This window comes from Nocardioides panzhihuensis, assembly GCF_013408335.1.
Classification (GTDB): domain Bacteria; phylum Actinomycetota; class Actinomycetes; order Propionibacteriales; family Nocardioidaceae; genus Nocardioides; species Nocardioides panzhihuensis.
The window spans coordinates 1024285-1040217 of sequence record NZ_JACBZR010000001.1; the positions used below are offsets into that span (position 1 = coordinate 1024285).

Consider the following 15933-nt stretch of genomic DNA (forward strand, 5'->3'; position numbering starts at 1 on the left):
GTCGTGCCCTCATCCGGAAGTGAAACATGACCAGCCTGGACCCGAGAGCGCCGCTCGTGCTCGATACTCGCGAGCTCGGCCGCCGCCCGGGGTCTGAGCGTCATGTCGAGGTGACGGTGCCGGCGCCGGCAGATCTTGGTATCGAAGTCCTCGCTGTCCCCGAGGGATCGCCGGTCGAGCTCGACCTGCGTCTCGAGGCGGTCATGGAGGGTGTGCTGGTCACGGGGACGGCTTTGGTCGGCCTCGATGGCGAGTGCGTGCGGTGCCTGGAGAAGATCGAGGACGAAGCCGAGGTCGACATCCAGGAGCTGTACGTCTACAACGACTCTCGTGACGGCCAGGCGCCTGATGAGGACGACGAGACCAGCCGGACCGAGGGCGATCTGATCGACCTCGAGCCGGTGCTCAGGGATGCGGTGGTGCTCGCACTGCCGTTCCAGCCGATGTGCCAGGACGACTGTCCGGGACTGTGCCCCGACTGTGGGGCGCGGCTCGCGGACGAGCCCGAGCACGACCACGGCGACAAGGTAGACCCGCGCTGGGCGGGGCTGGCTTCGCTCAAGGAAGACCCCAGCAACTAGAGTTCGCCAGATAATTAGGCTTCAGTAGCCGGTCGAGATCCGACCGGCCGAATAAGAGGAGAAAACAGTGGCTGTCCCGAAGCGGAAGATGTCGCGCAGCAACACCCGCCACCGCCGCTCGGCCTGGAAGGCCGTTGCGCCGACCCTGGTGACGTGCGCGAACCCCGCCTGCGGCGCCAAGCACATCCCGCACCGTGCGTGCGGCGAGTGCGGCCAGTACGGCGCTCGCGCCGAACGTCGCCAGGTCCTCTGATCTGACACGCGGTTAGTCTCCTGACCAACTACGCAGAGCTTCGCAAAGCGCTCGGGGATCCGATCCTGGACCCCGAGCTGCTTGAGCGTTCGCTCACTCATCGTTCCTACGCGTACGAGAACGGTGGCCTGCCCACCAACGAGCGCCTGGAGTTCCTTGGCGACTCGGTGCTCGGCGTCGTGGTCACCGAGACCCTCTATCGCATCCATCCAGACCTGCCCGAGGGCAAGCTGGCCAAGCTGCGGGCGGCGGTTGTGAACGCCCGCGCCTTGGCCGAGGTCGGTCAGGCCATCGGCCTGGGCCAGCACATCAAGCTGGGCCGGGGCGAGGAGGCCACCGGTGGGCGCGAGAAGGCTTCGATCGTCTCCGACACCGTCGAGGCGGTGATCGGAGCGGTCCACCTCTCCGGTGGTATCGAGGTCTCCACGGTCCTCGTCCACCGGCTCTTCGACCCGCTCATCGAGGCGGCCTCCGACCTCGGTGCCGGTCTCGACTGGAAGACCTCCCTGCAGGAGCTCTCCGCCGAGCGTGCCCTCGGTGTGCCGGAATACGTCATCACCGACGAGGGCCCCGACCACATGAAGACCTTCACCGCGAAGGTCCGGGTCGGCGAGCAGCTCTACGGCAACGGCGTCGGCCGCTCCAAGAAGGAGGCCGAGCAGGCCGCCGCGGAGACGGCCTACGGCGAGATCCAGGCCGCCGCCGCGGTCACGGGCTGACCGCCCGGCGCCCCTCGCTTGGTGGGTCCTCATCCGGCAACTACGATTCCGGCTCGTGTCTCCACCCGTCCTGCAGGCCTCGTCGCCGCAGCAGCAGATCGCTGCGCGCGGTGCGACCGGCGCCCAGGGAAAGCGCAAGGAGATCGAAGGCCTGCGTACGGTCGCGGCACTCCTGGTCGCGATCTACCACATCTGGCTCGGCAAGGTCTCCGGCGGTGTCGACGTCTTCTTCGTCGTCACCGGGTTCCTGATCACCCTCACGCTGGTCGGCCACGTACGCCGCGAGGGTCGGATCAGACCGCTGTCGTACCTCGGCCGTCTGGCCCGGCGCGTCTGGCCGATGGCCGCCGTGGTGCTGCTGGCCGCCCTGGCGATGACGGTCGTGATCGCTCCAGAGGCGCTTCGGCCACGCAACTTCTCCGAGGTGCTCGCCTCAGCCCTCTACTACGAGAACTGGTTCCTCGCGGAGAACGCGGTCGACTACCTCAACCAGCATGATCCGCATACGCCTGTTCAGCATTTCTGGGCGATGTCCGTGCAGGGCCAGTTCTACCTGACCTGGTTGGTCGTGGCCGTGGCTGCGTGGCTCCTCGCCGCGCGCGGCGCCCGCCGTGTCGACGTCCGCCGCTTCGTGGCCGTCCTTGCCGGTCTCATCGCTCTTGTCGGCGCGATCTCGTTCGCGTGGAGTCTGATCCAGACGGCGGGCAACCAGCCGTACGCGTACTTCTCCTATCTCACCCGGGTGTGGGAGTTCTCTGTCGGCGGGCTGCTCGCGCTGGCCGGAGCGCGACTCGCCCTTCGTGGCCGGGCAGCGGCCCTCGCCTCCTGGGCAGCGCTCCTCGGGCTGTTCGCCTGTGGCCTCGTGCTTCCTGTCGAAGGCGCCTTCCCCGGTGTGGCGGCGCTGTGGCCGGTCGCGTGCGCGACGCTGCTTCTGGTGTCGACGCGCGAGGACGAGCGGGCCTGGTCCGGGACCCGCCTGCTCGCCACGCCGGCCGTGAGCTGGTTGGGCGCGATGGCGTTCGGCATCTACCTGTGGCACTTCCCGATCCTCATCGGCTACCGGTATGTCCACGGCACGGACGCCGTGCCCGGCGTGCTGGCCGGAGTCACGATGGTCCTCGCCGCTGTGCTGCTCGCCATCGCCTTCCACTACGCCGTCGAGCGCCCCGTCGCCCGCGGTTGGCGGCCGGGCCCGGCGAAGCCGGTGATCGCTGCGGCCCTGATCGGCTCCTGGATCGCTGTGGTGGCGCTCTCCTACGTCGGCGTCAGGGACTCGAACGAGGTCGCCGCGAACAGCCGGCAGAGCGCCGCCCAGGCCGCGGACGAGCTCGGAGACTGCTTCGGGTACGCCGCCAAGGACAGTGCCGGTCCGTGTGCCGACGAGCTCGCCTCGGCGCCGATGATGCCGGCCCGGGTCGGACTCCTGAACGACACCGGGCGGGCCTACGACTGCTACTCGGCCGCGGACGCGAAGCATCTGCGGACCTGCACCTTCGGGACGGGCAGCGTACGGGTCGCGCTGGTCGGGACCTCGCACGCGGCCATGCTCACGCCGCTGTTCCGCGCGGCAGCGCGCGAGCGTGACTGGCAGGTGAGCGTGATGACGGGCAACGGGTGCGTCTGGTCTGCGGAGCGTGCGGGCGGCCAGGGCATCAGCGAACGGTGTGGGACACGCATCCAGGAGACCGAGGATCAGCTGTTCGGTGGCGAGCCGTTCGATGCGGTGGTCTTCGCCGGAGGCCGCAATCCCGGCATGGTCGCCCCGGACAGGATCGACGAGGCGGCGACGAACTGGCGTGCGCTGCGCGAACGGGGGACCGATGTCGTCGTCATCGAGGACAACCCGCGGAACGGCGAGGACGCCGCGCGCTGCATCACGGAGTCGTCCGAGGAGAAGCTGCGGGCCGGGGCCTGCGACGTCTCTCGAGCGGAGGCCACGAACGCACCCGACACGCTCGTGTCGACGGCACGTCGGATCGAGGCTCCCGTCGTGACCACGCTCGATCTCTACTGCGACGACCGGACCTGTCCCGCAGTCATCGGGAACGTGATCGTGTACCGCGATGCCCATCACCTGACCCTGACCTACGAACGTACGATGGCTGAGGAGCTGTTCCGCCGTCTGGGCGAGCACATCCCCAGCGGGAGGCCCTGATGCCAGAGCTACCGGAGGTAGAGGTCGTACGCGCCGGCCTCGAGCGTCACATTGTCGGAGCGCGGATCGTCGCGGTCGAGGTGCTGCACCCCAGGCCCGTGCGACGCCACCTCGCCGGCCCGTCGGCCTTCGCAGAGGAGATGACCGGCCGGGTGGTCACGGGTGCCCGGCGCCGCGGCAAGTACCTGTGGCTGCCGCTCGACTCCGGTGACGCCCTCATGGCCCACCTGGGCATGAGCGGTCAGATGCTCGTCCAGCCGCCCCTCTCGCCCGACGAGAGGCACCTGCGGGTGCGTCTGCGTCTCGACGGTGCCGCCGAGGGCCGCGAGCTCCGCTTCGTCGACCAGCGCATGTTCGGCGGCCTCTCGATCAGTCCTGGAGGAGCAGAGCTCCCGCCCGAGATCGCCCACATCGCCCCCGACCCGCTCGAGCCCGTCTACGACGAGGAGGCGGTCGCGACCCGCGTACGCCGCTCGGCCAGCGGCATCAAGCGGATCCTGCTCAACCAGACGGTCATCAGCGGCGTCGGCAACATCTACGCCGACGAGGCCCTGTGGCGCGCGAAGCTGCACGGCGAACGGCCGGGGGAGCGGCTGACCGGCCCGAAGGTGCGTGAGCTGCTCGGCCACGTACGCGACGTGATGATCGAGGCGCTCGCCCAGGGCGGCACCTCCTTCGACGCGCTCTACGTCAACGTGAACGGCGAGTCGGGCTACTTCGACCGGTCGCTGGCGGCGTACGGACGCGAGGGCGAGCCGTGCGACCGGTGCGGAGCGCCGATGCGGCGCGTGGCCTTCATGAACCGTTCCTCCTACTTCTGCCCCACCTGCCAGCCGGCACCTCGAGTCCGCGGAAGCCACGGGAAATAGTCCATCTGTGCTATTGCTCAGGGGCCCATGGGACCGCCCGAATATTGCGGGCCGATGACAGTTCCGGCGATCCTCGGCGTTGGTTAAGGAAACCGAATCCCCGTGGGTTAATCTCTGGTCCGTTCGTCTTGGGTTCAGAGACGACGCACCGCCTTGTTCGGGCTGGCGGTTTTAGCCGGGTGGCGACGTGGTCATCCGGATCTCGGGAAGACAAACCGCGGCCCACCCATACCGGCGCAGGCGTCAACGACGCTGGCCGTCATCGGTTGGGCAACAGCTCGACAAGGACAACAGGTGGCTCCCCACAAGCTCTCGGAAGGACGTCCGACTGTGAGAGTTGCTCGGGCGTGACGGGCTGGAGGAAGCTGGGCGAAGCCGGAGTCCGTCGGGTCAGAGACCTGGCAGGGTTCAGGCCGACGCTCAGCGTGGTCGTACCGGTCTACAACGTGGCGGAGTACGTCGAGAAGAGCCTGCGCAGCATCCTCGCCCAGTCGCGGAGCGAGATCTCGAAGCTCGAGGTGATCGTCGTCGACGACGGCTCGACCGACGGGTCGGCGCAGATCCTGCGGCGACTGGCCGCGGAGGAGTCCTGCGTCACCGTCATCACCCAGCCGAACTCAGGGGTGTCGCGAGCGCGTCACACCGGGATCGACGCGGCAACCGGTGAGCTGCTGACGTTCGTCGACCCCGACGACACCCTTCCGCACGATGCGTGGTCGGCGATGGTGCGGTCGCTGCGGCGTACGGGCTCGGACTTCGCGGTCGGTGCGGCAGAGCGGGTCGCCGTCGAAGACGGGGTTGAACGCAGGTTCATGACGCCGCTGATGCGCCGCAACCACGCGGAGGAACGGCTCAGGTGCCGGATCGAGGACGCGCCCTTGATGCTCGCCGACATCTTCGTGTGGAACAAGGTCTTCCGGCGGTCGTTCTGGACGGAGAATGCGATCGCCTTCCCGGAGCGAACTCGCTACCAGGATCAGGTCGCACTGACGCAGGCGTTCCTCGCCGCCGACTCCTTCGACGTCATGACGGAGATCGTCTACGACTGGCAGGTCCGCGCGGACCGGTCCTCGGCGACGCAGAAGCGGGCGCAGATCGCGAACCTGGTCGAGCGCATCGGCACCAAGCGTCAGACCATCGAGCTGGTTCGTGCGGCCGGATCGGCTGACCTCATGGAGACCCTGCTCGTCGAGGTCTTGCCGATCGACATGTGGGAGCACTTTCGTGCGGCGGTTCATCCCGACACCGAGGATCCGCGCCGCTACTGGAACCTGTTGCGCGCTGCCGTGCTGGAGTTCTGGTACGACGCCGGGGTGCCGTTCGAGGACACCGCGGTTCCACGCGCCCAGCGGCTCATGGCGTGGCTTGTCGCCCAGGATCGGGCCGAGGACCTCGCCGTCCTGGTCACGATGATCGACAGACACGGCGCCCGGAAGGCGATCGGCCAGCATCCGTGGCGCGATGATCCGGCGCTGCCCGCGAATCTGGGCGACATCGAGGCATCGGTGGGAGTGCCCTCCTGACGCGACAACCAATGCGCGGATAGGCTCTGCCCCGTGCGAGAACGTTTCCGGTTGTCCCCAGGCGGTCGTTACCCCCAAGAGCCTTGGTTCCACATCGGCTCCCTGGGGGTGACCACGACGTGGCTCGTGGTCTTCGGGAGCATCGTCGGGCTGGTGCTCTTCGCCTTCCTCGGTGGCGCGGGCGTCGTCGGGCTGGCCCTGATCCAGCCCAACCTCGCCGACCTCAAGCTGTGGACGCTGATCACCTGGCCGTTCGCCTATCCGCAGTTCAGCATCTTCGACGTCCTGGCGATCTTCTTCTTCTGGTACTTCGGGTCCGAGCTCGAGCGCAACGAGCTCGGCCGGGTCAAGTTCGCCTGGCTGCTGGTGACGTTCACCGCGGTGCTCTCGGTTCTGGCCGTGTTCTTCGGTTCGGTGCTGGACCCCAACTACGTCCTCGCCGGCCTGGGGATGCTCGAGATGATGGTGGTGCTGCTGTGGATCGCGCAGTGGCCCGACCGGATGTTCATCTTCAACATCCCGGCATGGCTCTTCGGTGTGATCCTGGTGGGCATCCAGCTGATCCAGTATCTCGGCTACCGCAGCTGGGTGATGTTGCTCGTCTTCGTCGTCGGTCTGGTCGTCAACGCGTTCGTCGCGCGCCAGTTCGGGCTGCTCGACAAGTTCGCCTGGATCCCGCAGGTTGCCGGGCAGCCGAAGGCGCCCAAGCCGGCCAAGGCGAGGAAGCGGAAGTCCGGCCCGACCGTCGTCACCGGCCCCTGGGAGTCCTCGACGGTCTCGAAGGACGAGCAGCGGATGGACGAGCTCCTCGACAAGATCCACGCCGAGGGTGCCGACTCGCTGACCAGCAAGGAGAAGAAGGAGCTCATGCAGCTGCGTGAGCGCCGTCGCCGAAGTTGAGTGTGTCGCACTCAAGTCTGGGGTGAGATCCGGCGATTCTTACGGTCGGAGGTCCTGGCTTTGCGTGCGCGACGTTGACGCTTGTCGATTACGGTGTCACCCTTGTAGACGGCCCGGTATCGCGGGAACTTCTAGTGATTCCAACGAAGGAAACGTATTCATGGCGAAGGCGCTGATCGGTTATATGAGCAGCGACCTGCGGACTCCCGCCCACCTCACCGCCGAGAATGCTCGGTTGCGTGCGCGTGTGCGTGAGCTCGAGGATCTCGTTCTCTCTCTGAAGACGGAGAACGATGCGTTGGTCGCGGCTCACACCGCTGACCTCGACACCTCGATGCAGGAGATGCAGCCCGCCTGACCTGCGGGCACACTGCAACACCACGGGCGAGAGCCATTTCTCGTTCAGGGGGAACCGACTCTGGATAACAGGGTCGGTTTCGACCTTTTGGTTGGGAAGCGTCCCATGGTCGAGGACGGCCCACCTTGCTGTAAGGTTCGCTGCGGCCGTCGCATCCGTCTTGGATAGATCGCCCGGTGTGCTGGTCTCGGCGGCATTCTGCCTCATGATCCCCCACGGGAGCTCCGCGCTGTCTTGCAGCGCGGCCATCCGTCGTGACCCAGAAATTCCACTCCTCAATGCCTACTCTTCAAGCCAGCCGGGAGCAGCCGGCGCCGGCGACCGAGCGCGCTGTGCCGTCCGGAGGTCAACGCGCCGACATCCAGGCGCTCCGCGCGCTCGCGGTCTCGCTCGTTGTCATCTATCACTTCTGGCCCCACAGGCTGACCGGAGGATATGTCGGCGTCGATGTGTTCTTCGTGATCTCCGGATTCTTGATCACGACGCACCTCATCCAGAATCCGCCGGCGCGGTTGGGTGATCTCGCCTCCTTCTGGGGGCGGCGGATCCGTCGGCTGCTGCCTGCGGCACTTCTCGTGCTCGTCGCGAGCTTGGTTGCGACCTGGCTGGTCGCGCCGTCGACCTTGTGGCACGACACGACCGTGCAGGCGATCGCTTCTGCGTTTTACGCCCAGAACTGGGCGCTGGCGGCCCAGGCCGTCGATTACATGGCGGCCGACAGCGTCCCGACGGCCGTCCAGCACTACTGGTCGCTGTCGATCGAGGAGCAGTTCTACCTCTGCTGGCCGGTGCTGATCATGCTCAGCGGCATATTCGTCCGCAGGCGTGGCGGCAGTCTGCTGTCAGGGGCGGCTTGTTGCATCGTCATCGTCACGCTGATCTCCTTCGCCTCGTCAGCCTTGGCGCCCTCGACCGACGCGGCCGCGTACTTCCACTCGTGGACCCGATTCTGGGAGCTCGGTGCGGGCGGCCTTGCGGCGTTCGTCGCGATCTGGCTCCCTGCCGCCGAGGGCGGTCGTACGTTGCGCACGCTGCTCGCCTGGGCCGGTCTGGCGGGTATCGTGTTCTCCGCCTGGACCTACGACGAGACCACCGTCTTCCCTGGCTCCGCGGCTGCGCTGCCCGTACTCGCGACCGCCCTCGTGATCCTGGCGGCACCCGTCCCTGGTGCAGGGTCGCCGCTGCCGCTGATGGGGCTACGACCGGTTCAGTGGCTCGGCGGCGTCTCCTACTCGGTCTACCTGTGGCACTGGCCGGTGATCGTCCTGCTCCCGTTCGCCCTCGGACACCCACCTTCGTGGCCGGTCAAGGCGGGAGCGCTCGCGGTCGTGTTCCTACTGGCTTGGGGGACCAAGATCACGGTCGAGGACCCTCTGCGAGGCTCCAGACCGCTCGGAATGCCGCTTCGGCGGAGCTTCGTGTTCGCCCTGTCTGGAGCGCTCGTCGTCTCGGCCGTAGGAGCGGGGCTCGAGTGGCGCACCAGGCTCGCCTCGGAAGCTCCGACGGTTGCTGCCGGCCGACCGTGCTTTGGGGCCCAAGCGCTGATCGACCGCGGTTGCGACTCGGTGCATGGTGAATCGCTGGTGACGCCACCGGCCTTTGCCGCTACGGACATGAGTCCCGCTGCCGAGAGAGGATGCGTTGTCGGCGGTGGCTACACCGACCGTGCGTCCTGCACCTTCGGGGCGGCCTCAGGCAAGCAGGCGAGGGTCGCGCTGATCGGCAACTCGCACGCAGACATGTGGCTTCCCGCGCTCGACGAGGTCGCCGAGCGGCGCGGATGGAGGGTGACCACCTATCTGATCGAGAACTGCTACACGGTGGCCAGAAAGATCGACTTCGAGGACAAGCGGACGGGCAACTGCGCGAGCTGGAACAGATGGGCGATCGGCGAGGTGAGCAAGGGCGACTTCGACCTGGTCATCACCGGCAACAGGTCTCTGCAGCCGCTGGTCGGCGTCTCCGAGGCAGACAAGGGTGAAGTGCTGACCAGAGCGTACGAAAAGGTTCTGCGGCAGTGGATGGACGGCGGGAAGCGTGTCCTGGTCCTGCAGGATGTGCCTCGAGCAGGGTTCGACGATGACCCGACCGACCCCCAGTGCGTGGAGGCTAACGCAAGCGATCTGGCCGCGTGCGACGCACCGATCTCCCAACGTGATGTCCCGGTCGAGCAGGCTGACGCGGCCAGGCAGATCAACGACGAGCGGGTCAAGGTGTTCGACCCCACCCCGTACGTCTGCCCGGATGGAATCTGCCGGGCCGTGGTCGGTGGTGTGATCGTCCACTACGACCTACACCACCTGTCGGGGACCTTCGTCAGAAGCCTTGCTCCCCAACTTGGTGTGGCAGTCGAGCAGGCAATGGAAGGATCGAACTGATGGAGCGTCCGCTGAACCGCGTATTCGAGAGCGCTCAGGACCTGATGGGGTTCGTCGAGGAACTTCCCCAGCCGGCGGGCGAGGTCACCGTCGCCGTAGCCGACGTGGACCTGATCCGGATCCTTACCCTTGCCGACCCGGCGACCACGGTGGAGACCTTCACGCTGCGCATCGAGCGTTGGGAGACACCGCACAAGCGCTGGAACGGCCGGCTCGGTTGGATGCCGGGGGTCATTCGACAGGAGTTGCGCTACCCGCGCAGCGGAGCGGGCGCAGCGGAGGTCGAGATCGGGCTCCGGCAGCCAGCCCCGCTCGCTGCGGTCGCCCGGGCTATCTATCCGCTCTTCGCCGTCACTCGCGGCCATCACGGCTACGGGTATGTCGGTCTCGGTTCCGATGCGCTTTCGCTGGTTGGTCTCGGACTTCTGCCCACCCCGACCGCGCCCGGGGTTCCAGAAGTGCCGGTCGACCATCTCGACGGGGTCGGGCTGAGCCTCGCCGACTACGGCCTGGTCAGCGATCAGGTTCGGCTCGCTGAGCTGGTCGGGTTCAAGGACGACCCTGCCCTCACAGTCTTCCGACACCCGCTTGCCGTCGACCCTGCGACCGGTCACCTCACCGTTTCCGATCGTGGGCAGGCGCCGCTGGTCGACCTCAATGTGCACAACCCGGTCGGACGGTTCCAGGGCTGGGTCGACCCCGACGGCTCGTATCGAGCCAGCCTGGTCGAGGGGACGCTGCGGCTCGAACCCACGGCCCACTCGGCTGAGCGGGTGGTCGACGTGGTGCTGCCGCTGACTGCGCCAGTTCGCGGTGCCGACGTACGCGGTCTGCGCAAGATCGAGGCGATCGATCTGTCTGGGGTGTCGGTCGACGATATCGACACGGAGAGGACCATCTACCGCCGCCTGGCCGAGCTAGCCGCGACCGGGGTGATCCTGCACTCGTTGCCGACGGAGATGCGGATCGCCGAGGACGTGCTCGGCAAGGACTTGGCCGGACTGGTGCGGCAGACCTACCGCCCGAGCTCGGGCCTGGTCCGTGAATTGCGGTCGGTGCCGCAGCGCCGCTTGGCGATGGAGCAGTTCGGTGGCTTCTTCGAACTCGCCGAGTACACCCAGTCACGAGGGCACCGACTGCTGCCGAAGGTGAGCGTGGTGCTCTCCACGATGCGCCCTGGCCGGGTTGCAGCCGTGATCGAGGCGCTTGCGGCGCAGCGATATCCGGACGTGGAGATCATCGTCGCTCTCCACGGTGCGGAGGGCCCGCTGCCGCCGCGGCTCGAGCAGGTTCTAGCGGCCACCGGCGCAGTGGTCACTCGCCACGAGAAGGAGAAGGCATTCGGCGCGGTCCTCGCAGACGCAGCCCGGATCGCCTCCGGCGACCTGGTCGTGAAGATTGACGACGACGACATCTACGGTCCGCAGGTGATCGGCGACCTGGTCCTCGCCCACCTCTACTCCGGGGCCGACATGGTCGGCAAGACCACCGAGTATCTCTATCTGGAGGCACTCGAGCACACCGTGCACCGCACCTTCGCGACCGAGATGCACCACTACCAGATCGCTGGGGGAGCGATGATGCTCTCCACCGCGATGCTGAACGAGATCGGGGGATGGCGCCCCACCCCCAACTCGACCGACCGATCGGTGCTCATCCGGGTCGGCAACGCCGGTGGCATCGGCTACCGAACCAACGGCCTCGGATACGTGTACATCCGCCACGCCGATGGGCACACCTGGCGCCGTGACGACTCGAGCCTGGTGGCGGGCTCCTACGAGCAGTGGCCACGCTTCATGCCCGAGATCGTCGAGGGCTGACAGCCCCGCTCTGCCTGAATCACAAGAAGGACTCAAGATCATGCCCAAGCCCCTGACCACCAACCCGGCGCTTCGTGACGTCGTCTACAAGAACCAATGGCGCGACGCCTTCGACGGCACTGTGCCCGAGGGTTGGCAGCCGACCCTGAAGGTCACGGTCGTCACCGCGGCTTTCAACTCCAAGACCCTCGATCTGACCCTCGCCTCTCTCGCGGCTCAGGACTACCCCGAGGATCTCCTCGAGGTCGTCGTGATCGACGACGGCAGCGAGCCGGCGGTCACGATCGGGAAGTACGCCCCGAAGAACACCCGCCTAATCCGAGTCAACGAAGAGCTCGGCGAGGGCTGGGGGCGGTCAAACGCGCTCAGAATCGGCATCGAGGCGTCCGACGGCGACATCATCTACTGGGTCGACTCGGACATGATCCTCTTCTCGGACAATGTGCGTGAGCACGCGAAGTGGGCTCATTTCATCCCGGAGGCAGCGACCATCGGGCACAAGGGCTTCGTCGAAGAGTGGGACTTCACCCCCGAGCAGGTCTTCAACGAGGTGCGCAGCGGTGACATCCGCAAGCATCACGACCTCTCCACGCTGCACCGTCACTGGTCGCTCGACATCTTCGAGAAGACCGATGATCTCAACGCCAGCGGTGGACGCAACTACTCCACCCACATGGGGGCCTGCGCGACCGTCACCAGGTCGGTCTACGAGCAAACCTTCGGCCAGCGGCCCGAGCTCAAGCTCGGCGACGACACCGAAATTGCTTACCAGATCTGGCAGCGCGGCGCGGTGTTCATCCCCGTCATGAGTGCTGAGACCTATCACCTGGGACGGGCGACGGTCCAGGACAAGGGACGCGAGGTCGCCCACTTCAACGACATCCACTTCGCCCAGCGGATGCCGATCCCGCGTTACCGGCGGGGAGCCGCCAACCGGCAGTGGCAGGTCCCGTTCGTCACCGCCGTGGTGAACGTCGACGAGGAAACCGCAGAGTTCGCCCGCCGTTGCGTCGACATGTTGCTCAACCAGACCGAGACCGATCTGCAGGTGCTTCTCGTCGGTCCCTGGTCGCGGCTGGTGACCGGTCGGCGCCGGGTCCTTGCCGACCCCGATCTGGAGCTGCACCTGCTGCAGGAGTGGTATCGCTGTGAGGGACGGGTCACCATGGTCGAGAACGACCCTGACGACGTCTTCCCGTCGCCCTACCGTCTTGACGTGCCGGTCACTGTCGGGCTGGCCCCGAGCGCGCTTCACGAGATCATGCGTGACGTCTACGGCAACGACCTCGGGGTGGTGAACTACTTCGCACCGGAAGGCGCCGACGAGGCCACGGTGCTGACGGTCAGGCCGACCCAGGCGTACAGCCGTGCCCTCCGCTATGCCTCCGACAAGGTCGCCCCGATCGAGGCGATCGACGCAGTCTGGGGCGTTGAGTGGCGTTCCAGCAAGGAGCTCGGCCTGGTCGATCTCCGGACGGCTGAGCCGGTCAAGAAGGTAACCCGCGGTGACAGCGACCTGGCAGTTCGCGAGCTGCGGGAGCAGCTCGGCCAGGAACGGCAGCGGGTCGAGAACCTCAAGCAGCGAGCGCGTGCCAACCGAGAGCGTGCGGAAGCCGCTGAGGCACGTGCCGAAGCGCTGGGCATCAAGCGCCGCGTACGCAGCAAGGTCAGCCGGATCACAAATCGCGTCACACGAGCTTGAGCTCCGAGTAGGAGAACCAGATGTCGGAGGAACGGATTCAACAGCTGATCCATCAGCGTGACGTGGATGCGGCAGCGGCAATGATCATCGCTCTGCGCGAGGGTGACGGAACACGGGTCGATGACGGCATCGCGGTCGCGGTCGATGCACTCCTACGAGGAGCCGGTGGCCTCTTGGAGTCACGGCTCATGGACACCGCGGGCGGCCTCGATCGGCCTGGGTTTAACGCGGCGGTACGTCACCTCTGTTTCTACGGCCTCGGTGACATCGCCCAAGAGTTGGTCGACCTCGTTGAGAACCGAGGTCTGCTTGCCATGGACGACCTGCGCTTGGAGGACGCCAAGCGTGTCATCGACGGCGTCAACGCGCGAATGGGGCAGTTCGAGAAGCTCGTCGAGAGCGGTGCGTACGAACGGGTGCAGTTGATCGAGGCGCGCGAGTTCGAGCGGCGGCCGATGCCCGAGCGTCTTCCGTTGTCGGCCGATGCCGACCTGATCTGCTATCAACAGGGCGGCACGATCGAGACTCATCCTTCGACCTTCGAGGCTGACTTCGCCGGGCTCCCGGAGAGCCAGCGGGCGGCGCTTCGAGCAGCCGGGTTCGACCGTGATTTCAACGAGAGCGACATCGACCGGGTGTTCGTCGCTCGCGACGTGAGGTTCTGTGTCAGCGACGAGGACGTCGCGACCGCCTTCACCGCAGATCTGCGCACGCGTGCCGCTCGTGCTTCGCGCTATGCCAAGGCCAACAGCACCAACGTGGCGGCCCCGGTGCGCACCGAGATCCCACGGGCGTACGTGCTTCCCTTCGCCCACAACTACGTGAACTACTACCACTTGATGGCTGAGACCGCGGCCGGGCTGAGCGGAATCCACCGGGTGCCGCACGACACTCCGATCGTCTACGTGGAGGACCGTTTCGGAGTGCTTCCGTTCGCCTTCGAACGGCTGGGTCTGGATCCTGCCCGGCTGGTCTCAGCAAGGGAGCTGGAGACGACCCAGGTTGCCTGCGCATACTGGCCGGACCCTCCACCATACCTGTGGTCGCGGCGAGTCTTCGACCTCTTCGGGTCGATGACTGCGGTGGACGTCGATCCCGCCTCCCGTCGAATCTATGTCTCCCGGACCCGCTCGCCCCGATCCTTCACCAATGAGGCAGCGGTCGAGGAGATGATGTCGGATCTCGGCTTCAGGATCGTGTACGCGGAGGACCTGACGCTCGCCGAGCAGGCGAGCGCGTTCGGTTCTGCGGACCTCGTCGTCGCGCCGCACGGTGCTGGGCTGACCAACCTCGCCTTCGCCCGCGCAGGGGTGAAAGTCGTCGAGCTGTTCCCGGACAACTTCGTCAAGCCCGACTTCTACCTGAGATCCAAGCAGATCGGCGCGCGCTATCGCTGCCAGGTCGTGCACCAGAACACTGTCGACCTCCGGCTCTTGCAGCAGCTTGTCGGGGAGGCTCGGCGACCGTGGGCACCCGCCTGGCTGGCATCTTGGCCCGACGGGGTCCGGACTAGCGCGGGTCCGACTTGAAAGGACCTATCATGACCCGTACGCCGGGACTCACCATCGTCATCCCGACCTACAACCGGGCCGAACTGCTCGATCGATGTGTCGGCTCCGCACTGCACGACGTCGTAGACCGGCGCGATCTGAGGACCCGGGTTCGGGTCGTCGTCGCCGATGATCGTTCGGACTCCGAGGCGGCTCTGCGGATGCTCGATGCGTTGGGGTCGCGCTACTCCTCGGATCTGCTCAAGATCGTCCGGCTGCCTCGCAACACCGGCGGTGCCAGCATGCCTCGCAACACCGCGTTGGATCATGTGGAGACGAGCCATGTGTTCTTCGTCGACTCCGACGACTACCTCGGTGCCGGCTCGGCCGAACGTCTTCTCGACATCCTCGATCGGCGCCCCGAGCTCGACTATCTGGCGGTCAATACGGTCTCGGACAGCGAACGCGTCCGAGAGCTGACGGTGACGGAGGAGTTCAAGCCCGTCGACTTCCCTGACGCGGCGGGGTCGCTCTCCTGCAAGCGGATCTACCGCTTCGAAAGGCTCCGCGACCTGGGGCTCCGGTTCGACGAGTCGATGACCGTCTTCGAAGATTGCCTGTTCACCTTCAGCTATCTCGCCCATGCCGCCGACATGGCGGTAGCTGGCGGCCACGACTATTACCACTTCAGCGGCCACTCGAGCGTCGGTCCTGTGGAGGATGGACACCTGTCGCGACGCGACCACACCCGGGGCTACTTCGCCCACCACCGGGTCGCGGACATGCTCCGGTTCCTCGAGGGGGCGCTTCTCGAGCTCGCCGCCGCGGATGTCAGCGACCAGGTGCGTACGACGGTCGCCGTCGACGTGTTGCTTCCGCGGTTCTTCAGAATCATGGGGTTCCGGCGGTTTCTCGGCTTCGTCAGCAACAAGGACCGACAGCGCGGCCTCTTCCGCCGCGCGCGGATCCTCTTCGGCTCGTCTCTGTACACCAAGGAGTACGTTCTGGCCGGCCTGGAGTCGGCGCATGGCAGGGACTTGGAGGCGATCTTCGCCGACGATCTGGAACGGTTCCTGGCGTAGGTTGCTGCGAGGTCCGCAGATCAGCGGGTGAGGCGGGTTATCCTCGACCCGCTGGCCTTCCCCCGTGCAGCGCCAACTAGATTTGCCCGCTTGCGATGACCGT

Annotated in this window: 13 protein-coding genes; all 13 read left to right on the forward strand. The window is 66.6% G+C overall.

The features are described 5' to 3' along the window. Positions 1 to 26: 26 nt before the first annotated feature. Entirely contained in the window at positions 27 to 581 is a 555-nt protein-coding gene (locus tag BJ988_RS04770) for a YceD family protein (protein WP_179656964.1), read from the forward strand. A gap of 67 nt (positions 582 to 648) precedes the next feature. Then, positions 649 to 834, forward strand: coding sequence for a 50S ribosomal protein L32 (gene rpmF / locus BJ988_RS04775; protein WP_008358292.1), 186 nt, complete (start codon positions 649 to 651; stop codon positions 832 to 834). Between the two features lie 77 nt (positions 835 to 911). Continuing rightward, the gene (gene rnc, locus BJ988_RS04780) at positions 912 to 1553 is read left to right on the forward strand and encodes a ribonuclease III (protein ID WP_343051832.1); all 642 of its coding nucleotides are present in this window, start codon (positions 912 to 914) and stop codon (positions 1551 to 1553) included. 55 nt (positions 1554 to 1608) lie between these two features. Next, a complete protein-coding gene (locus BJ988_RS04785) occupies positions 1609 to 3708 on the forward strand; it encodes an SGNH hydrolase domain-containing protein (protein WP_179656965.1) in 2100 nt (699 codons plus the stop codon). Further along, complete coding sequence (mutM, locus tag BJ988_RS04790) at positions 3708 to 4577, forward strand: bifunctional DNA-formamidopyrimidine glycosylase/DNA-(apurinic or apyrimidinic site) lyase (protein ID WP_179656966.1); 870 nt, start codon at positions 3708 to 3710, stop codon at positions 4575 to 4577. Before BJ988_RS04785 ends, mutM begins: the two co-directional genes overlap by 1 nt. 347 nt (positions 4578 to 4924) lie before the next feature. Next, entirely contained in the window at positions 4925 to 6100 is a 1176-nt protein-coding gene (locus tag BJ988_RS04795; protein ID WP_343051470.1) for a glycosyltransferase family 2 protein, read from the forward strand. 108 nt (positions 6101 to 6208) lie between these two features. Further along, the gene (locus BJ988_RS04800; RefSeq protein ID WP_179656967.1) at positions 6209 to 7000 is read left to right on the forward strand and encodes a rhomboid family intramembrane serine protease; all 792 of its coding nucleotides are present in this window, start codon (positions 6209 to 6211) and stop codon (positions 6998 to 7000) included. 160 nt (positions 7001 to 7160) lie between these two features. Further along, on the forward strand, positions 7161 to 7358 hold the full coding sequence (locus tag BJ988_RS04805) for a hypothetical protein (protein ID WP_045548398.1): 198 nt from the start codon (positions 7161 to 7163) through the stop codon (positions 7356 to 7358). A 278-nt stretch (positions 7359 to 7636) separates the two neighbouring features. Then, on the forward strand, positions 7637 to 9736 hold the full coding sequence (locus BJ988_RS04810; protein ID WP_179656968.1) for an acyltransferase family protein: 2100 nt from the start codon (positions 7637 to 7639) through the stop codon (positions 9734 to 9736). After that, entirely contained in the window at positions 9736 to 11556 is a 1821-nt protein-coding gene (locus BJ988_RS04815; RefSeq protein WP_179656969.1) for a glycosyltransferase family 2 protein, read from the forward strand. Before BJ988_RS04810 ends, BJ988_RS04815 begins: the two co-directional genes overlap by 1 nt. Before the next feature lie 40 nt (positions 11557 to 11596). Continuing rightward, a complete protein-coding gene (locus tag BJ988_RS04820; RefSeq protein ID WP_179656970.1) occupies positions 11597 to 13258 on the forward strand; it encodes a glycosyltransferase family 2 protein in 1662 nt (553 codons plus the stop codon). A 20-nt stretch (positions 13259 to 13278) separates the two neighbouring features. After that, a complete protein-coding gene (locus BJ988_RS04825) occupies positions 13279 to 14787 on the forward strand; it encodes a glycosyltransferase family 61 protein (protein ID WP_179656971.1) in 1509 nt (502 codons plus the stop codon). An 11-nt stretch (positions 14788 to 14798) separates the two neighbouring features. After that, the gene (locus BJ988_RS04830) at positions 14799 to 15830 is read left to right on the forward strand and encodes a glycosyltransferase family 2 protein (protein ID WP_179656972.1); all 1032 of its coding nucleotides are present in this window, start codon (positions 14799 to 14801) and stop codon (positions 15828 to 15830) included. The last annotated feature ends 103 nt before the right edge of the window (positions 15831 to 15933 follow it).